Annotated in this window: 18 protein-coding genes and 2 tRNA genes; 7 read left to right on the top strand and 13 right to left on the bottom strand. The window is 72.0% G+C overall.

Going from position 1 to position 17,366, the window contains the following annotated elements; genetic code table 11:
• Positions 1 to 138 precede the first annotated feature (138 nt).
• The 3 genes from HAV39_RS35335 to HAV39_RS35325 are packed head-to-tail and all read right to left on the bottom strand — an operon-like array spanning position 139 to position 3,034.
• Positions 139 to 1,242, bottom strand: coding sequence for a cystathionine gamma-lyase (locus HAV39_RS35335; protein WP_191843519.1), 1,104 nt, complete (start codon positions 1,240 to 1,242; stop codon positions 139 to 141).
• Positions 1,243 to 1,262: 20 nt separating this feature from the next.
• Positions 1,263 to 2,255, bottom strand: coding sequence for an NAD(P)H-dependent glycerol-3-phosphate dehydrogenase (locus HAV39_RS35330; RefSeq protein ID WP_191843518.1), 993 nt, complete (start codon positions 2,253 to 2,255; stop codon positions 1,263 to 1,265).
• The gene (locus HAV39_RS35325) at positions 2,252 to 3,034 is read right to left on the bottom strand and encodes a lysophospholipid acyltransferase family protein (protein WP_191843517.1); all 783 of its coding nucleotides are present in this window, start codon (positions 3,032 to 3,034) and stop codon (positions 2,252 to 2,254) included. Before HAV39_RS35325 ends, HAV39_RS35330 begins: the two co-directional genes overlap by 4 nt.
• Before the next feature lie 265 nt (positions 3,035 to 3,299).
• Here HAV39_RS35325 and HAV39_RS35320 point away from each other — a divergent pair, with 265 nt between their 5' ends.
• The 4 genes from HAV39_RS35320 to HAV39_RS35305 all read left to right on the top strand — a co-directional run bounded on the left by HAV39_RS35320 (position 3,300) and on the right by HAV39_RS35305 (position 8,176).
• Positions 3,300 to 3,959, top strand: a complete 660-nt coding sequence (locus tag HAV39_RS35320; protein ID WP_191843516.1) for a CofC family guanylyltransferase — start codon at positions 3,300 to 3,302, stop codon at positions 3,957 to 3,959.
• 10 nt (positions 3,960 to 3,969) lie between these two features.
• A complete protein-coding gene (locus tag HAV39_RS35315; protein WP_191843515.1) occupies positions 3,970 to 4,167 on the top strand; it encodes a cold-shock protein in 198 nt (65 codons plus the stop codon).
• A gap of 233 nt (positions 4,168 to 4,400) precedes the next feature.
• A complete protein-coding gene (locus HAV39_RS35310) occupies positions 4,401 to 6,662 on the top strand; it encodes an RNA degradosome polyphosphate kinase (protein WP_191843566.1) in 2,262 nt (753 codons plus the stop codon).
• Positions 6,659 to 8,176, top strand: coding sequence for a CYTH and CHAD domain-containing protein (locus HAV39_RS35305; protein ID WP_239120842.1), 1,518 nt, complete (start codon positions 6,659 to 6,661; stop codon positions 8,174 to 8,176). Before HAV39_RS35310 ends, HAV39_RS35305 begins: the two co-directional genes overlap by 4 nt.
• Before the next feature lie 40 nt (positions 8,177 to 8,216).
• Here the strand turns inward: HAV39_RS35305 and HAV39_RS35300 are convergent, their stop codons facing one another.
• Positions 8,217 to 8,573: a DoxX family protein gene (locus HAV39_RS35300; protein ID WP_120318467.1), complete on the bottom strand. Its 357-nt coding sequence runs from the start codon at positions 8,571 to 8,573 to the stop codon at positions 8,217 to 8,219.
• Between the two features lie 107 nt (positions 8,574 to 8,680).
• On the opposite strand from HAV39_RS35300, the gene HAV39_RS35295 reads away from it, so the two are divergent.
• The gene (locus HAV39_RS35295) at positions 8,681 to 9,346 is read left to right on the top strand and encodes a TetR/AcrR family transcriptional regulator (protein WP_191843514.1); all 666 of its coding nucleotides are present in this window, start codon (positions 8,681 to 8,683) and stop codon (positions 9,344 to 9,346) included.
• Positions 9,347 to 9,484: 138 nt separating this feature from the next.
• Here the strand turns inward: HAV39_RS35295 and HAV39_RS35290 are convergent, their stop codons facing one another.
• The 3 genes from HAV39_RS35290 to leuC all read right to left on the bottom strand — a co-directional run bounded on the left by HAV39_RS35290 (position 9,485) and on the right by leuC (position 12,291).
• A complete protein-coding gene (locus tag HAV39_RS35290) occupies positions 9,485 to 10,114 on the bottom strand; it encodes an HU family DNA-binding protein (protein ID WP_275413959.1) in 630 nt (209 codons plus the stop codon).
• A gap of 160 nt (positions 10,115 to 10,274) precedes the next feature.
• Entirely contained in the window at positions 10,275 to 10,862 is a 588-nt protein-coding gene (leuD, locus tag HAV39_RS35285; protein WP_120318465.1) for a 3-isopropylmalate dehydratase small subunit, read from the bottom strand.
• Positions 10,863 to 10,878: 16 nt separating this feature from the next.
• The gene (leuC, locus tag HAV39_RS35280) at positions 10,879 to 12,291 is read right to left on the bottom strand and encodes a 3-isopropylmalate dehydratase large subunit (protein WP_191843512.1); all 1,413 of its coding nucleotides are present in this window, start codon (positions 12,289 to 12,291) and stop codon (positions 10,879 to 10,881) included.
• 66 nt (positions 12,292 to 12,357) lie between these two features.
• Between leuC and HAV39_RS35275 the strand changes: the two genes are divergently transcribed.
• Positions 12,358 to 13,044 carry an IclR family transcriptional regulator gene (locus tag HAV39_RS35275; protein WP_120318463.1) on the top strand — a complete coding sequence of 229 codons (687 nt, stop codon included), beginning with the start codon at positions 12,358 to 12,360 and terminating at the stop codon, positions 13,042 to 13,044.
• 150 nt (positions 13,045 to 13,194) lie between these two features.
• Here HAV39_RS35275 and HAV39_RS35270 read toward each other — a convergent pair.
• The 6 genes from HAV39_RS35270 to HAV39_RS35245 all read right to left on the bottom strand — a co-directional run bounded on the left by HAV39_RS35270 (position 13,195) and on the right by HAV39_RS35245 (position 16,275).
• A tRNA-Glu gene (locus HAV39_RS35270) sits at positions 13,195 to 13,270 on the bottom strand.
• Between the two features lie 133 nt (positions 13,271 to 13,403).
• A tRNA-Gln gene (locus HAV39_RS35265) sits at positions 13,404 to 13,475 on the bottom strand.
• A 67-nt stretch (positions 13,476 to 13,542) separates the two neighbouring features.
• Positions 13,543 to 14,328, bottom strand: a complete 786-nt coding sequence (locus tag HAV39_RS35260; RefSeq protein ID WP_191843511.1) for a fumarylacetoacetate hydrolase family protein — start codon at positions 14,326 to 14,328, stop codon at positions 13,543 to 13,545.
• 104 nt (positions 14,329 to 14,432) lie between these two features.
• The gene (locus tag HAV39_RS35255; RefSeq protein WP_191843510.1) at positions 14,433 to 15,125 is read right to left on the bottom strand and encodes an ABC transporter permease; all 693 of its coding nucleotides are present in this window, start codon (positions 15,123 to 15,125) and stop codon (positions 14,433 to 14,435) included.
• Complete coding sequence (locus tag HAV39_RS35250; RefSeq protein WP_191843509.1) at positions 15,122 to 15,940, bottom strand: ATP-binding cassette domain-containing protein; 819 nt, start codon at positions 15,938 to 15,940, stop codon at positions 15,122 to 15,124. Before HAV39_RS35250 ends, HAV39_RS35255 begins: the two co-directional genes overlap by 4 nt.
• Positions 15,937 to 16,275, bottom strand: coding sequence for a PadR family transcriptional regulator (locus tag HAV39_RS35245; protein ID WP_120318459.1), 339 nt, complete (start codon positions 16,273 to 16,275; stop codon positions 15,937 to 15,939). The genes HAV39_RS35250 and HAV39_RS35245 overlap by 4 nt, the downstream gene beginning before the upstream one ends.
• Positions 16,276 to 16,346: 71 nt before the next feature.
• Between HAV39_RS35245 and HAV39_RS35240 the strand changes: the two genes are divergently transcribed.
• The gene (locus HAV39_RS35240; RefSeq protein ID WP_191843508.1) at positions 16,347 to 17,225 is read left to right on the top strand and encodes an RNA-binding protein; all 879 of its coding nucleotides are present in this window, start codon (positions 16,347 to 16,349) and stop codon (positions 17,223 to 17,225) included.
• Positions 17,226 to 17,366 lie beyond the last annotated feature (141 nt).

Genomic DNA, 17,366 nt, shown 5'->3' with positions numbered 1-17,366 from the left:
CATTCGCTTGCTCTGCACCCATCGGCGCAACGTTGCGTGGGTGGGTGCAGAGCAAGCTTTTGGGTGCAGAGCAAATACGTTCGGGGAGTACTCCTCCCGCCGTCGCCGGACCAGGACTGAGCCGGCGGCGGCCCCTGGTCACAGCTTCGCGGCGACGTCCAGGGCCTGAGTCAGGTCGGCGAGCAGGTCCTCGGTGTCCTCGACGCCGCAGGAGAAGCGGACGAAGCCGGGCGGGACGCTGTCGCCCCACTGGTGGCGGCGGTCGGCGCTGGAGTGCAGGCCGCCGAAGCTGGTCGCCGCGGCGACCAGGGCCGAGGCGCGCAGGAACGCCGCCACGTGCTCGGCCGAGGGCAGCTCGAACGAGACCAGTCCGGGGATGATGCGCATCTGGCGGGCGGCCAGGTCGCTGTCGCCGGCCCAGCGGACCGCGTCGACCAGCGGGTGCTCGCGCAGCAGCGCCGCCACCGCGGCCCCGTTGGTGGACTGCTGGCGCAGCCGCAGCGCGAGGGTGCCCATGGACCGCCGCGCCAGCCAGCACTCGAACGGGCTGGGCACCGCACCGGCCAGGGTGCGGAACTGCCGCATCGCGTCGAGCAGTTCGGCCGAGTTCGTCGCGGCATAGCCCAGCAGCATGTCGGAGTGACCCGCGAGGGCCTTGGTGCCGGAGGCGACGACCACGTCGGCGTCGAGTTCCAGGGGCCGCTGACTGAGCGGGGTGGCGGTGGTGTTGTCGACCGCGACCAGCGCCCCGGCGGCGTGCGCGGCCCGCGCGACCGCGGCGATGTCGACCAGGTCCAGGCCCGGGTTGGCCGGGGTCTCCAGCAGCACCAGCCGGACACCCTCGAACGACGGGTACGGCCCGGCGGTGGGCGCCTCGACCGTGGTCACGCCGAGGCGGGCCAGCGTGGACGCGGCGAAGGAGCGGACGTTGTAGTAGCCGTCCGACGGGATCATCAGGGTGTCGCCCGTGCGCAGCACCGACAGCAGCAGGGCGGTGATCGCCGCCTGGCCGCTGGCGAAGGCGAGGCAGTCGCCGCCCTCGAGCTCCCCGATCGCGCTCTCCAGCAGTCGCCGGGTGGGGTTGTCGCCCCGCCCGTACCCGTCGACGCCGGGCGTGTAGCCCTCGGGGTCGAGGTGGTAGGGCGCGGCGAACACGGGACCGGGCAGCATCGGTGCTCCCGGGACGGGTTCGGGCATGCCTGCATGGAGGGAACGGGTGCTGTCCCCGTACTGCATTGTCATGCAGAGAACGTAGCCCCTGGTCACTCCGCCTTGGTCGAGCGGGACATCAGGGCCGCGACGGCGACCTTGGGGTCGACGCCCTCGTGGCAGACCCGCTCCACCTGCTCGGTGATCGGCATCTCGACGCCGTGCGAGCGGGCCAGATCCCGGATCGCCAGGCAGCTCTTGACGCCCTCGGCGGTGTACCGGGTCGCGGCCTGGGCCTGTTCGAGGCTCTTGCCCCGGCCGAGGTGCTCGCCGAAGGTGCGGTTGCGCGACAGCGGAGACATGCAGGTGCCCACGAGGTCGCCGAGCCCGGCCAGGCCGGAGAAGGTCAGCGGGTCCGCGCCGAGCGCGACGCCCAGCCGCGCGGTCTCGGCCAGCCCACGTGTGATCAGCATCGCCTTGGTGTTGTCGCCCAGTCCCATGGCGTGCGCGATGCCGAACGCCAGCGCGATCACGTTCTTGACCGCCCCGCCCAGCTCGCACCCCACCACGTCGTCATTGGTGTACGGCCGGAAGTAGGGCGTGGTGATCGCGTGCTGCACGCGGGTGGCCCGGTCGATGTCGCTGCAGGCGACCACGGTCGCGGCCGGCTGCTCCAGCGCGATCTCGCCGGCCAGGTTCGGGCCGCTGACCACGGCGACCCGGTCGGGCGCGACCCGCGCCGCCTCGACGATGACCTGGCTCATCCGCTGGGTGGTGCCCAGTTCGATGCCCTTCATCAGCGACACCAGGGTCGAGTCCTCGGTCAGGTCGGCCGCCCAGTCGCCCAGGTTGACCCGCAGCGTCTGTGACGGCACGGCGAGCACCACCAGCTCGGCGCCCTTGATCGCCTCGGTCGCCGAGGCGGTGGCGGTCACCCGCTCGCCCAGCGGCGTGTTCTCCAGGTACTCCGGGTTGCGGCCGGTGTCGCGGATGGCGGCGGCGATCTCCGGCCGGCGCGCCCACAGCACCACGTCGTTGCCCGCGTCGCCGAGGATCTTCGCGAACGCGCTGCCCCAGGAACCCGCGCCGAGCACGGCCGCCCTCATCGGGCCCCGTCCTTGCTGGCGGCATCCGGCCTGGCGGGCTTGTCCGCGGCCGCGGTCACGGCCTGGTCGGCCGCGGCGTCGCCGCCACCCGGGCTCCAGATCGGCGGGGCCTGGCCACCGCGGATCTCGGCGAGCAGGTCGCGCAGGCGGATCATGACGGCGTCCGTCATCTCGTTGAGCACCGTCGCGCTCGGCTCCGCGCCGGCCCACTTCGACAGGTCGACCGGCGGTCCGGCCCACAGCGACACCGGGATCTTCGGCATGAGCCGGATCTTCTTGGTACGCGGGTCGAAGATCTTCTCCGGGCCCCAGGTCGCGATCGGGATCACCGGGGCGCCGGTGGCCAGGGCCAGTCGGGCCACCCCGGTCTTGCCCCGCATCGGCCACAGGTCGGGTTCCTTGGTGGTGGTGCCCTCGGGGTAGATCACGATCGCACCGCCCGCCCGCACCGCCGCCACCGCGGCGTCGAGCGCCTTGACCGCGTCGGCAGTGCCCCGGTGCACCGGGATCTGGCGGCACCAGTACAGGATCTTCCCGGCGAGCGGGATCCGGAAGACGCTCTCCTTGCCCAGGAACTGCGGCCAGCGGCCGGAGTCGTAGACGTAGTGCGCGGTGGTGAACGGGTCGGCGTGCGACACGTGGTTGACCGCGAGGATCACGCCGCCGTCGGCCGGGATGTGCTCCCAGCCACGCCAGTCCCGCTTGGTCAGCGCGATCAGCGGTGGCTTGACCAAGCACACCGCGAACCGCGACCAGAAGCCCAGCCTGCGCCGCGCCAACGAAGCCTCCCTGTCCTCCACCCGTCCGCATGCCCGCGTCAGGGTGTCTGTAACACCGCCCGCGAGTGAATCCTCACGGATCATGGTCCGGCCTCGGGCGTTCCGCCACGCACCGGGGCGCTGGGCCGACCGGCCCGTCGCTGCCGCGACCCGCCGTCGTGCCGTCCATGTTCAGCGCATCATGCCATGTCCGCCCGGGTGACGACCTCAGCCGCCGGAGGCCGCCGCCCCGCTGACCGACCGGACGGGCTGCCAGAATGGCCGAGTGTACGCACCCGGAGTCACCGTGCTGGTGCCGCTGAAGCCGCTCGCCGAGGCGAAGAGCCGGCTGCGCGGGGCCGCCGCCCGGCACGAGGATCTGGTGCTGGATCTCGCCCGCGCCACCGTGTCCGCCGCCTTGGCCGCCGAGGGTGTGGCCAGGGTGCTGGTGGTCACCCGGGACTCCCGCGCGGCGGCGGTGCTGCGCGCCTGCGGTGCGGGCGTGCTGGCCGACGAGGGCCGGGACCTGAACGACGCGCTCCGGCGGGCCGCGGCCGCGGTGGCCGGGGGCGACGCGCCACCCGGCGGAGCCCCTGTCGGCACCGGGGACCTCAGCCGTCCGGCGGCCGCTGCCGGGCCGGTGGTGGCGCTGCCCGCCGATGTCCCGGCGCTACGCCCCACGGAGTTGTCCGAAGCGCTGGCCGCGGCGGCCGGACGCCGGGCGTTCGTGCCGGACGCGGCGGGCGTGGGCACGGTGCTGCTGGTGGCCGCGCCCGGCGGTGCGCTCGACCCGCGGTTCGGGCCGGGGTCGGCCGGCGCGCACGAGCGCTCCGGCGCGCTGCGCCTGGCCGGGGCGTGGCCGACGCTGCGGCGCGACGTCGACACCGCCGCCGATCTCGCCGTGGTGCGGGGCTGGGGGGTGCTCTGCGAGGACGTGACCGCGTAGCGTGAACGCCATGCAGGGCACCGTCGCGACATTCGACCCCGACACCCGGACCGGCTCGCTGCTGCTCGACGACGGCACCCCGGTCGCCTTCGACCGGGCCGCGTTCGACGCCTCCGGGCTGCGGCTGCTGCGCCTGGGCCAGCGGGTGCGCCTGGAGCACGACGCCGAGGGCAGGCTGCGCCGGGTCACCATTCCCACCATGCCCTGATCTGCGCCGGGTGTGACCCGCGTCCGGTTGGCGTGCGTCGGCCATCGGCGCGCTGAGCCGAGTTCATCTCTTGTTCACCCCGATAGGGCAAAAATGAGTTGGTGAGCGCAGCCCCGCGACGACCCCGCAAGAAGGCCGGCAACGCCCCGACGCCGACCCCGTCCACGCCTGTGGAGGCCCCTGCGGCCGCCACGGACACCTCTGTGCCGCCGTACGCCGACGCCGTCGTCGTGATGGACGCCCCGGCACCGCCCGCCGACACCGTCGTTGCGCAGGCCTCACCCGAGCAGACCGCCGACCTGCCCGTGCTGAGCAGCCCGGCCGAGCCGACCTCCCGACCGCATCCGGCCAGCCCGCCGGTCACCGTGGTCGTCCCCGAGTTCGCCAGCACCGCGCTGACCGAGCTGCCCGAGGACCGCTACTTCAACCGCGAGGTCTCCTGGCTCGACTTCAACGCCCGCGTGCTGGCGCTGGCGGAGGATCCGCGCCTGCCGCTGCTGGAGCGGATGAAGTTCATGGCGATCTTCGCCAGCAACCTCGACGAGTTCTTCATGGTCCGCATCGCCGGCCTGCGCCGGCGGCTGGAGACCGGCCTGCCCACCCGCGGCGCCGACCGGCTGCCGCCCCGGGCGCAGCTGGAGATGGTCTCCGAGCGCACCGCCGAACTGGTCGCCGACCATGCCGCCGAGTTCACCAAGGTGATCCGCCCCGCCCTCAGCAAGGCGGGCATCCACATTCTGGGCTGGACGGATCTGGAGCACGCCGAGCGCGAGCAGATGCGGGTGTACTTCCGCGAGCACGTCTTCCCGGTGCTGACCCCGCTGGCGTTCGACCCCTCGCACCCGTTCCCGTACATCTCCGGCCTGTCACTCAACCTCGCCGCGGTGGTGCGCGAGCCGGAGACCGGCCAGGAGCTGTTCGCCCGGGTCAAGGTGCCCAACAACGTGCCGCGCTTCGTCCGGATCGAACCGGTCGGCCGGCCCTCGGCCGAGGGCCGCAACACCTACCGCTTCCTGGCGATCGAGGAGCTGATCGCCAACGAGCTCAGCCAGCTCTTCTCCGGCATGGAGGTGGTGGAGCGGCACGTGTTCCGGGTGACCCGCAACGCCGAGGTCGAGATCGACGAGGACCGCGACGAGGACCTGCTGCAGGCCATGGAGCGCGAGCTGATGCGGCGGCGGTTCGGCCCGCCGGTGCGTCTGGAGGTCGCTGCGGACATCTCCGACCACGTGCTGCAGACCCTGGTCACCGAGCTGGAGGTGGATTCGCGGGACGTGCTGCGGGTGCCCGGCCCGCTGGACCTGTCCGGGCTCATGCAGCTCTACGACTGCGACCGCCCGGATCTGAAGGACCCCCCTTTCGTCCCGGCCACTCACGCCCGGCTGCGTGAGGGCGAGTCCACCCGCAGCATGTTCAACATCCTGCGTGACGGCGACATCCTGGTGCACCACCCGTACCACTCCTTCTCCACCAGCGTGCAGCGCTTCATCGAGCACGCGGCGGCCGATCCGCACGTGCTGGCCATCAAGCAGACGCTGTACCGGACCTCGGGCGACTCCCCGATCGTCGACGCCCTGATCGCCGCGGCCGAGGCGGGCAAGCAGGTGGTGGTGCTGGTCGAGGTGAAGGCACGCTTCGACGAGAAGGCCAACATCGGCTGGGCGCGGATGCTGGAGCGGGCGGGCTGCCACGTCGTCTACGGCCTGATCGGCCTGAAGACGCACTGCAAGACCGCGCTGGTGGTGCGGGAGGAGGGCGGGCAGATCCGCCGCTACTGCCACGTCGGCACGGGCAACTACCACCCCAAGACCGCCCGGCTGTACGAGGACTTCGGGCTGCTCACCGCCGATCCGGAGGTCGGCGCGGACCTGACCGACCTGTTCAACACGCTGACCGGGTACAGCCGCCAGACGGCGTACCGGCGGCTGCTGGTGGCGCCGCACGGCATCCGGGCGGGCATCATCGAGCGCATCGAGCGGGAGGCCGGCTACGCCCGCGAGGGCAAGCCGGCGCTGGTGCAGATCAAGGTGAACTCGCTCGTCGACGAGCAGGTCATCGACGCGCTCTACCGGGCCTCGCAGGCGGGTGTGCACATCGATCTGCTGATCCGCGGCATGTGCGCGCTGAAGCCCGGGGTGCCGGGGCTGTCGGACAACATCCGGGTGCGCTCGATCCTGGGCCGGTTCCTGGAGCATTCGCGGCTGTTCCGGTTCGGCAACGGCGACGTGGCCGCGGGCCGGGGGCGGGCCGAGTTCTGGATCGGCTCGGCCGACATGATGCACCGCAACCTGGACCGCAGGGTCGAGGCGCTGATCCAGGTGACCGACCAGCCGTCCCGGACCGAGCTGGCCGAGCTGCTGAACGTGTCGATGTCGGACCGGATCGAGGCGTTCGACCTCAATCCGGACGGCACCTGGACCCACCACATCTCCACTTCGGATCACCCCCGGGTCGATTTGCAGGCCCTGCTGCTGGAGCGGATGCTCAAGCGGTGACCTTGGAAGAAGAGCGCAAGTACGACGTCTCGCCCTCGTTCGTGCTGCCCGAGCTCGCCGTGGCGGATGCCCGCCCGGCGGCTCGGCCGGCCGTGACGCTGACCGCGACCTACTTCGACACGGCCGGGCTGCGGCTGGCCCGGGCCGGGGCGTCGCTGCGCCACCGCGTCGGCGACGCGCTGCCGTGGACGGTCAAGCTGCCCACGGCGGTGCCCGGGGTGCGGCAGGAGATCTCGCTGGCGGGCGGTGACCCGGCGGTGCCGCCGGAGGCGCTGACCTGGCTGGTCGCGGCACTGACCAGGGGGTCGCCGCTGACTCCGGTCGCGGTGCTGCGCACCCGGCGGCAGCGGGTGGACCTGTGCGACGCCGCGGGCTCCCGCCTGGCGGAGGTCGCCGACGACACCGTCGAGGTGCTCTCCGGCACGGCGGTGCCGCGCACGTTCCGCGAGATCGAGGTCGAGCGCACGGGCGGGTCGCCGGAACTGCTGTCCGCTGTGGAGGAGCTGCTGCTGGCGGCGGGCGCCCGGGCGGGCGGTTTCACGCCCAAGCTCGTGCGGGCGCTGGGGGCCGCGGCGGCGTACCCCCCGGATCTGCTGCCCCCGGCCGCCACCCTGCCGGCGACCGCCCGGGCCGCGGACGTGGTCATCGCCGCGGTGCGCGGCGCGGTGGCCCGCATCGTGGCGCACGATCCCCTGGTGCGCCTGGACGAGCCGCTGCCCGACGCGGACACGGCCGTGCACCAGATGCGGGTCGGCGTGCGGCGGCTGCGGTCGGATCTGCGCACCTTCAAGCCGCTGCTGGACCAGCGCTGGGCCCGGCCGCTGCGGGCGGAGCTGGGCTGGCTGGGTGACCTGCTGGGCGCGGCCCGCGACGCGGAGGTGCTGCGCGACCGGCTGCACACCACGGCCGCCGCCGTCCCCGGCGCCGACGACGGCGAGCTGGCCGCCCTGGACACGATCCTGGCGGCACGGCGCGAGCAGGCGTACGCGGACCTGCTGGCCGCCCTGCGCACCCGCCGCTACCTGGCCCTGATGGAACGGCTCACCGCGGCCACCCGGCACGTCCCGCTGTCACCCGCGGCCACGGCGCCTGCCGCGCAGGCGCTGCCCGGGCTGCTGGCCCGTCCCTGGGGTCGCCTGGTCCACGGCACCAAGGGCGTGCCCGGCGCCGGCTCGCTGAAGCGCTCCGCGCCCGATGTGGACTGGCACCAGGTGCGCATCCACGTCAAGCGCGCCCGGTACGCCGCCGAGGCGGCCGCAGCCGCCGGCGACCGGCCGACCGCCCGGCTGGCCAAATCCCTCGCCCGCCTGCAGGACGCCCTCGGCGAGCACACCGACGCCGCCCTGGCCGCCGCCACCTGGCTCACCCTGGCCGAGTCCCACCCCGACCTGGCCACCACCCTGACCCGCCTCGCCGACCACGAACGCGCCCAAGCCACCATCGCCCGCCGCGCCTACCCCGCCCGCTGGGGCAAAACCCAAAGGAAGGGCACCTTCTTGTCGCTCCACGTATAAGAAGGTGCCCTTCTTAACCCTCACCCCGTGAACGCGCTGATCAGAAGCGGCCGAGCGCCACGAACAGCGCCAGCGCGCCGAGCACGACGTTGGCGACGATGCCGGGGTACTCCTTGCGCCGGGCGTGCACCACGGCCGCCAGCACCATGATGACGACCAGGCCGGACGCGGCCAGCGGGGTGAGGATCGGGGCGATGCCGGTCGCCCAGGGCAGGATCAGGCCGATGCCCGCCAGCAGCTCGGTGACGCCGATCAGCCGCAGCGTGCCGAGCGAGAAGTCGTTCACCCACGGCATCTTCGGGGCCAGGTCCTCCTTGCTCTTGGTGGACTTCATCACGCCTGCGCCGAGGAAGGCCGCGCCGAGCAGGATCTGCACGACCCAAAGGGCGATGTTCACGAGAATCTCCTTGTCGAACGAGAGGCTAAGTGGTGGATCTCCTCCGTTTGTGCCGCGACGGTAGCACTAACCGGAGGCTCACCTCCAGTCCTGCTACCCTGGTGATCATGGTGGAACCACCGCTTCGCGCCGACGCCGCCCGCAACCGCGAGCGCATTGTCGACGCCGCCTGCGACGCCTTCGCCGAGCGCGGCTTCGACGTGCCGCTGGAGGAGATCGCGGCCCGGGCCGGGGTCGGCATCGCCACGCTCTACCGGCGCTTCCCCGCCCGTGACGACCTGATGGTCGCGGCCGCCTCCCGCAAGTTCGACCAGTACGAGCACGCGCTGCACACGGCCGAGCAGGCCCCCGACGGCTGGACCGGCTTCGCCGGTTACGTGCAGGAGGTGTGCCGTATGCAGGCGTCCGACGGCGGGCTCGCCGACGTGCTCACCATGTCGTTTCCGGGCGCGCGGGAGTTCGAGGCCCGCCGTGTCACGCTCTACCACGGTTTCGTGGGCCTGGTGGAGCGGGCCAAGGCCGAGGGTTCGCTGCGCGAGGACTACGTGCCCGAGGATCTGCCGCTCATGCTGATGGCCAACGCGGGGGTGCTGCGCGGGACCGCCCAGGCGGCGCCGAACGCGTGGCGGCGGCTGGTCGGCTACCTGCTGCAGGCGTTCCGGACCGGCGGCGACGCCGAACCCCTGCCCGCGGCCCCGACCCCGCGCCAGACGGTGCGAGCCATGCTGCGCATCTCGGGCTGCCAGGGGCGCTCCCAGCCGCCGCAACGCTGAGCGGCCCGCCTACCGCGTGCCGGGCCGCCGAGCCGTGTTCGGCCCTGCCGCCGCCGCACCGGAGCCGGAAAAGCCGCACCCGCGCCGTCTCAACTCGGCGCGGGTGCGGCTTTGTTCGGAAAGGGATATCGGGACCGGTCAGCGTTTGGCGGCCTTCTTGGCGGGGGCCTTCTTGGCCGTGGTCGCCTTGGCGGTCGTCTTCTTCGCCGCGGTGGTCGCCTTCGCGGTCACGGTCTTCTTGGCCGGGGCCGTCTTCGCCGCCGTGGTCTTCTTGGCGGTGGTGGCCTTGGCCGCGGTCGCCTTCGCCGTGGTGGCCTTGGCCGTGGTCGCCTTGGCGGTGCTCTTGGTCGCGGTCTTCTTGGCCGGGGCCGTCTTCGACGCGGCGGTGGCCTTGCTCGCGGCCGGGCGGGTGCTGGCGCCGGCGGTCTTCTTGGCGGCGGACTTCGTCGCCTTCTTCGCCGGGGCGGCGACCTTGCCGACGGCCACCGTGTCCTTGAAGCCCGCGCCGGGCCGGAAGGCCGGCACCGACGTCTTCTTCACCTTGACCGCCTCGCCGGTGCGCGGGTTGCGCGCCATGCGAGCGGCCCGGGCCCGCTTCTCGAAGACACCGAAGCCGGTCAGCGAAACCTTGTCGCCCTTGGTGACCGCGTTCTGGATCTCGGTGAGCGTGGCCTCCAGCACGGCCGCGGCGGTCTTCTTGTCGACCACGGTCGGGTGAGCGGCGATCGCGTCGATCAGCTCAGTCTTGTTCACGGATTCCTCCCGTATGGTGCTACTGGACTCATAACAGTCATTCTGTGCGCACAGTAGGCCCAACGTCAGCAATATGCCAACAGGAGGGTTAAAAACCACCTATGTGTCGCAAAGAAAATTGCCCCCATCCTGATAACAGGACGGGGGCAATAACGTTGCTGTCGCGGTTCAGCACCTATCCGACAAGTACCCCGAAAGCCGGGCGGTGGCCCTCGAACGCGGTGATCGCCTCTTCGTGGCGCAGCGTCAAACCGATGTCGTCCAAGCCTTCCATCAGCCGCCAGCGCAGGAAGTCATCGAGGTCGAAAGCCCAGCTCTGACCACCGGCGCGCACCTCGCGGGCGACCAGGTCGACCTCGATCGGGGCAGCCGGATCGGCCTCCACCAGGTCCCACAACGTCTCCACGGCCGCCTGCGGCAGCTCGACCGTCAGCAGACCCTGCTTGAGCGAGTTGCCCCGGAAGATGTCGCCGTACCGGGGGGAGATGACCACCCGGAAGCCGTAGTCGTTCAGGGCCCAGACCGCGTGCTCGCGCGAGGATCCCGTGCCGAACTCCGGCCCGGCGACCAGCACGCTGGCCCCGGCGTAGGCCGGGTTGTTCAGCACGAACGACGGGTCCTCCCGCCAGGCGCTGAACAGGCCGTCCTCGAAGCCCGTGCGGGTGACCCGCTTGAGGTACACCGCCGGGATGATCTGGTCGGTGTCCACGTTGGAACGCCGCAGCGGCACCGCGGTGCCGGTGTGAACGGTGAACTTCTCCATTTCGATCTACCTCGGTTCAGCGGGCGCCGACGGCGTCCAGGTCGGCGGGAGCGGACAGGTGGCCGGTCACGGCGGTCGCCGCGGCCACCGCCGGGGACACCAGGTGGGTACGGCCGCCCTTGCCCTGCCGCCCCTCGAAGTTGCGGTTGGACGTCGACGCCGAGCGCTGGCCCGGCTTCAGGGTGTCCGGGTTCATGCCCAGGCACATCGAGCACCCGGCGAACCGCCACTCGGCGCCCGCCTCGGTGAAGACCTCGTGCAGGCCCTCCTCCTCGGCCTGCGCCCGCACCGCGGCCGAACCCGGCACCACCAGCATCCGCACGCCGTCGGCCACCTTGCGCCCGCGCAGCACGTCCGCGGCGGTGCGCAGGTCCTCCAGCCGCCCGTTGGTGCAGGAGCCGACGAAGACCACGTCCACGGCCAGGTCGCGCAGCGGCGTGCCCGGGGTGAGGTCCATGTACTCCACCGCCCGGCGGGCCGCGGCGCGCTCCGACTCGGACGCGAACGACTCGGGGTCCGGGATCACCGCGTCCAGCGAGGCGCCCTGACCCGGGTTGGTGCCCCAGGTGACGAACGGCGTCAGCGCGCTCGCGTCGAGGAACACCTCCTTGTCGAACACCGCGCCCTCGTCCGTGGGCAGGCTGCGCCAGTAGGCCACCGCGTCGTCCCAGTCGGAACCCTTGGGCGCGAAGTTGCGGCCCTTAAGCCAGGCGAACGTGGTCTCGTCCGGCGCGATCAGGCCGGCCTTGGCGCCCCACTCGATGGACATGTTGGAGACGGTCATCCGCCCCTCCATGCTCAGCTTCTCGATCGCGGGGCCGCGGTACTCCACCACGTAACCCCGGCCACCGCCGGTGCCCTCCTGGGCGATCAGGGCCAGGATCAGGTCCTTGGCCGAGACACCCGGGGGCAGCTCGCCGGTGACGGTGACCGCCATCTGCTTCGGCAGGGCCTGCGGCAGCGTCTGCGTGGCCAGCACGTGCTCCACCTCGGAGGTGCCGATGCCGAAGGCCAGCGCGCCGAACGCGCCGTGCGTCGAGGTGTGCGAATCGCCGCAGACGATCGTCATGCCCGGCTGGGTCAGGCCCTGCTGCGGGCCCATGACGTGGACGACGCCCTGCTGCGGGTCGCCGAGCGGGTGCAGTTTCACGCCGAATTCGGCGCAGTTGGCGCGCAGCGTCTCGATCTGCGTACGCGACACCGGGTCGGCGATCGTCAGCAGGTTGTCGGTGGGCGTGTTGTGGTCCTCGGTCGCGATCGTCAGATCGGTCCGGCGGACCTTGCGCCCGGCCAGCCGGAGGCCGTCGAAGGCCTGCGGGCTGGTCACCTCATGCAGCAGATGAAGATCGATATAGAGGAGGTCCGGTTCACCGTCAGCGCGGCGTACCACGTGTGCGTCCCAGACCTTCTGGGCAAGGGTCCTGCTCACTGGGTTGCTCCCACCATCTGGACATCCCGCATCTTGGGAGGTATGTTTCGGTCTGTGGGACACAGTATGTCTGGCGTGGGCGTCCTTGACAAGGCGGTAGTGATCCTTGCCGCGTGTGTCGACGGCGCCAGCCTCGCCGAACTCGTCGATCGCACCAAGCTGCCGAGAGCAACGGCGCACCGGCTGGCGCAGGCGCTGGAGATTCATCGGATGCTGGTACGGGACACGCAGGGACGTTGGCGTCCCGGTCCCCGCCTTGGAGAACTCGCGAACGCCGCCCCCGACGTCCTGCTGACAGCCGCAGAGCCGCTGCTGTCCGCATTGCGGGACGCCACCGGCGAGAGCGCACAACTTTACCTGCGCAGGGCCGACGAGCGGCTCTGCGTCGCCGCCGCGGAACGGGCCAGCGGCCTGCGCGACACCGTGCCGGTCGGCGCGATCCTGCCGATGACGGCGGGCTCGGCGGCCCAGATCCTGCTCGCCTGGGAACCCCCCGAGGCGGTCATGCCCCTGCTCCCCCGCTGCAAGTTCACCGGCCGCACGCTGGCCGAGGTGCGCCGCCGTGGCTGGGCGCAGTCGGTGGCCGAGCGCGAGGCGGGCGTGGCCTCGGTCAGCGCCCCCGTGCGCGACCGCACCGGCCGCGTCATCGCCGCGATCAGCGTCTCCGGCCCCATCGAGCGTCTCGGCCGCCGCCCAGGCGACCGGCACGCCATGGCCGTCGTACGCGCCGGCCAGCGGCTCTCCGGCCTCTGAGCGAACGCGACGGGCCCCGCCCCGCGCCATGACGGCGCGGCGCGGGGCCCGTCGCCATCGGGCTGTTCGCGGAATCCGGGAACGCCGCCCCGACCGACCCGTGTGAACGAAAGAAGCCCACGAGCATCGCTCGTGAGCTTCTTGAAAACCTGGTAGCCCCGAAGGGATTCGAACCCTCGCTACCGCCTTGAGAGGGCGGCGTCCTAGGCCGCTAGACGACGGGGCCAGGTCGATGTTCCGGAGAACATCTTCTTCAGTTTTCGACCGCCTCGCTGATCTCTCAGCTTGGCGGCCCGCTGAACTTTAGCAGGTCCAGCAGCCTCGCGCGAATCAGGCTCTCACCCGATCTTGCTTGGTTGCTGGGGTACCAGGACTCGAACCTAGACTAACTGAACCAGAATCAGTTGGGCTGCCAATTACCCCATACCCCATTGGCACCGTTTCCGCTGCCGGGGATGAACTTTACCTGACCTCCCCGGCAGCGCCAAATCGGTATCCCTATCGCGCGGCGACCGGGTTGCGCAGCTCCCCCAGACCCTGGATCCGCACGGCCACCACGTCCTTCGCCACCAGCGGCGACACCCCCGCGGGCGTGCCGGTGAGGATGACGTCGCCGGGCAGCAGCGTCATGACGTGGGACACGTACGACACCAGGGTGGGCACGTCGAAGACCATCTGCGAGGTGCGGCCGAGCTGGCGGACCTCGTCGTTGACCTCGCAGCGCACCTCGGCGTCGGAGACGTCGACGGCGGTGTCGATCCACGGGCCGAGCGGGCAGAACGAGTCGAATCCCTTGGCCCGGGTCCACTGGCCGTCGCTCTTCTGCAGGTCGCGTGCGGTGACGTCGTTGGCGATGGTGTACCCGAAGATCGCCTTCTCGGCCCCGGCCCGGTCCACCCGGCGCGCGCCGGTGGCGCCGATCACCACAGCCAGCTCGGCCTCGTGCTCGACCTGGTGCGACTGCTCGGGCAGCCGGATGATGTCGTGCGGTCCGATCACCGATGTGGACGGCTTGAGGAACAGCAGCGGCTCCTTGGGCACCTCCGCCCCGTGCTCGGCGGCGTGGTCGGCGTAGTTGCGCCCGACCCCGATCACCTTGCTGGGCAGGATCGGCGAGAGCAGGCGTACGTCGGCCAGCGCGTAGCGCTGCTCGGTGAGGTCGAGCTCACCGAAGGGGTGGCCGTTGATCGCCCGTACCGTCAGCGCCTGGGCGCCGGCGTCGGGATCACCCTCCACCACCCCGAACGACATGCCACCCGGATGAACAAAGCGTGCGATGCGCACCACAGCCCCCAGCTGAAGATCTTTTATCGGATTTCAGCTCCAACTTACGCCGTGGGCCCGGTGTGACCTCGCTCGCTCCACCCGGGACGGATGCGGCGGCCGCCTCAGCGCCGGGCCACGAAGCGCAGGTGTGACCGCTGTCGCAGCCGCCAGCCGGACGCCACCGCCACCACGGCCAGCAGTGCCGCCAGGCATGCCACCGCGTGGATCAGGCCCCGGGTCAGGTAGCCGCCGTCGGTGTGGTCCACGGCGTAGGTGCCGATCTCGCGGCTGAACCAGAACGGCAGCAGCCGGGAGGCCGAGCCGGCCGGGTCCATCATCATCTGCAGCCCCACCACGATGAGCAGCACCAGCATGCCTTCCAGCTCCCGCGGCAGGGCGGCGCTGAGGGCCAGCCCGAACGGTGCGGCGACCGCCACGGTCAGCAGCATGATGAGCGCGATCGCCCCGTACCGGATGTGCTCCTGGTCGATCCGGATCAGCACGTAGTAGGGCGCCGACAGCAGCAGGCCGACCGTCCACAGCGCGGCCAGCCGGCCCAGGTACAGGTGGCTGCTGCGGTATCCGGACAGCCGCAGCCGCGGTTCGACGGCCCGCGCCGCGCTGCCCGCGAACAGCGCCGCGGTGCTCATCGCCCAGCCGATCCCCAGGCACACGAACCGGATCGACTGCCCCGCGTGGGAGTCGCGGCGGCTGAGATAGAACGCCAGCGGGAAGATCAGCAGGATGGCCAGCACGCCGCGGCGACGGGCGATCTCCCGCAGCGCCATCTCCGCGACCACGAAGGTCTTGTTCATGCCCGCTCCTCCCGCGGTGTCAGGTCCAGCACCGTGTCGACGCCGTCGCGGGTGTTCAGCAGGTGGGTGACCACCACGATCGCCTTGCCCGCGTCGCGCCAGCGCCGCACCTGCTGCCAGAAATCCAGATACGAGCCCTGGTCGAAGCCTTGGTAGGGCTCGTCCAGCAGCAGCACGTCGGGGTCACCCAGGCCCGCCAGCACCAGGTTGAGCTTCTGCCGGGTGCCGCCGGACAGGTGGCGGGCCTGCGTGGCGCCCCGCGGATCCCAGTCCAGCGCGGCGGCGCCCGCCCGGCCGGTGTCGCGCGCCTGCGCCCGTGGCAGCCCGCGGCCCGCGCCCACCAGCAGGAAGTGCTCGTCGGGCACGAGGAAGTCGCTGGTGCCGCCGCCCTGCGGGCAGTAGCCGAGGCTGCCGTGCACCCGCACCTCGCCCCGGTCGGGGCTGACCAGGCCCGCGCAGATCCCGAGGAACGTGCTCTTGCCGGAGCCGTTCGCGCCGACCACGGCGGCGACCTCGCCCGCGCGCACCGCCAGGCTCACCTCGCGCAGCACGGTGCGGCGGCCGTACCGCTTGGTGATCCCGGCGACCTCCAGCAGCACCGGCCCGCCCGGCACACGCCGTGGCGGCTCCAGGCGCACGCTCTCGGCGACCGTCGCGGCGTACGCCTGCGGCGGCCCGAAGGCCCGCAGCGGGTCGTCCCCGCTCTCCCACAGGTGGGCCGCCGTCTCGGCGAGCACGTTGCCCGCCGTCGGTTCGGCCACCCCGTGCCGGCGCAGCTCGCCGGCGAGGGCATCGAGCCAGGTGTCGTGTCTCACCGTGCGGCCACCTCTCGCAGAATCGCGCTCACCCCACCCGCGAAGGCCTCCCAGTCGGCGGCGGAGCGCCGCAGCGTCTCGGCGCCCGCCGGGGTGATCCGGTAGTACTTGCGGGCCGGGCCGGACCCGCCCTCGCGCCAGTGCGCGGCGACCTGGCCGCCGCGCTGCAGCCGCAGCAGCACCGGGTAGAGGGTGCCGCCCTGGATGCCGTCCAGCCCCGCCGCGTGCAGCGACTGGATCAGCTCGTAGCCGTAGGACTCGCGGTGGGCGAGCACGCCGAGCACGCACAGGTCGAGCACTCCCCGCAGCCATTGGCTGCGCCGCTCCAGCTCCATGGCGCGAGACGGTAGCACAGCAAGCTAGTTGGTGTCGCTACCTAGTCCGCGAGCGCCGGTACCCTGGCCTGGTGGAAACCGCCGCCACCGAGGTTCTGGACGCCGACGTCTGGCGTGCCCGCCGGCAGGCGCACGAGGAGCTGGTGGACGGCTGGCTGGCGCAGCACCTGGCGCGCCGCCGTGACGGGGTCAAGCACCCCGTGCACGACTTCCTGTTCACGTACTACTCGCTGCGCCCGGCGCAGCTGCGCCGCTGGCACCCCGGCCACGGCGTCGTGCTGCGCGACGGCGCGCCGGACCGCGACTACCTCGCCGTCGACGGCGGTGTCGTGCTCGACCCTGCCCTGCTGGCCAGGCGGGCCGACGCGGTGCGCTGGATCCGCGACCTGCTGGCCGCGACCGCGTCCCGCCCGGCCCAGCTGGGCTGCTTCGGGATGCACGAGTGGGCCATGGTCTACCGCCAGACCCAGGACCAGGTCCGGCACAACTCCTGGCCGCTGCGCCTGTCGCCCGCCGCGACGGCCGAGGTTGTCCAGGACCGGGGCGTACGCTGCACCCACTTCGACGCGTTCCGCTTCTTCACCGCCCCGGCGCGCCCGCTCAACGTCCACCAGCCGACCCGCGAGCTGCAGCCCGCCCTGGAGCAGCCCGGCTGCCTGCACGCGAACATGGACCTCTACAAGTGGGCCTACAAGCTGTCCCCGCTGGTCCCGAGCGAGCTGGTCACCGCCTGCTTCGCGCTGTCCCGCGAGATCCGCGAACTCGACATGCGCGCCAGTCCCTACGACCTCGCCGACCTGGGCTTCCCCCCGGTCCGCATCGAGACCCCCGAGGGCCGCGCCGAATACGCCGCCGCCCAGCGCTCCTTCGCCGACCGCGCCGCACCGCTCCGCGCCGCCCTGCTCGCCGCCTGCGACCGACTCCTCGCCGACACCCTGACCCCGGCATGATCGCCGTTTCGTTTCAAGATCTGCGGTTCGACCGCACTTTCTGACCGCAAACGGCGATCACCGCCGGGCGCGCGGGCCGGGCGGTGATCGATGGCGCAGACTTTGCTCTGCACCCGAAAGCTTGCTCTGCACCCACCGGCG

This window comes from Catellatospora chokoriensis (assembly GCF_011297315.1).
Classification (GTDB): Bacteria; Actinomycetota; Actinomycetes; order Mycobacteriales; family Micromonosporaceae; genus Catellatospora; species Catellatospora citrea.
Note: the sequence above shows the minus strand (reverse complement) of the source record. Positions and strands in the feature narration are given on the sequence as shown.

What these genes read in the sequence shown, in the direction of transcription:
- HAV39_RS35335 (WP_191843519.1), bottom strand. Translation starts at nt 1,242, where the DNA reads ATGACAATGCAGTACGGGGACAGCACCCGTTCCCTCCATGCAGGCATG.
- HAV39_RS35330 (WP_191843518.1), bottom strand. Translation starts at nt 2,255, where the DNA reads ATGAGGGCGGCCGTGCTCGGCGCGGGTTCCTGGGGCAGCGCGTTCGCG.
- HAV39_RS35315 (WP_191843515.1), top strand. Translation starts at nt 3,970, where the DNA reads ATGCAGGGCACCGTCGCGACATTCGACCCCGACACCCGGACCGGCTCG.
- HAV39_RS35310 (WP_191843566.1), top strand. Translation starts at nt 4,401, where the DNA reads ATGGACGCCCCGGCACCGCCCGCCGACACCGTCGTTGCGCAGGCCTCA.
- HAV39_RS35295 (WP_191843514.1), top strand. Translation starts at nt 8,681, where the DNA reads ATGGTGGAACCACCGCTTCGCGCCGACGCCGCCCGCAACCGCGAGCGC.
- leuD (WP_120318465.1), bottom strand. Translation starts at nt 10,862, where the DNA reads ATGGAGAAGTTCACCGTTCACACCGGCACCGCGGTGCCGCTGCGGCGT.
- HAV39_RS35275 (WP_120318463.1), top strand. Translation starts at nt 12,358, where the DNA reads ATGTCTGGCGTGGGCGTCCTTGACAAGGCGGTAGTGATCCTTGCCGCG.
- HAV39_RS35255 (WP_191843510.1), bottom strand. Translation starts at nt 15,125, where the DNA reads ATGAACAAGACCTTCGTGGTCGCGGAGATGGCGCTGCGGGAGATCGCC.
- HAV39_RS35245 (WP_120318459.1), bottom strand. Translation starts at nt 16,275, where the DNA reads ATGGAGCTGGAGCGGCGCAGCCAATGGCTGCGGGGAGTGCTCGACCTG.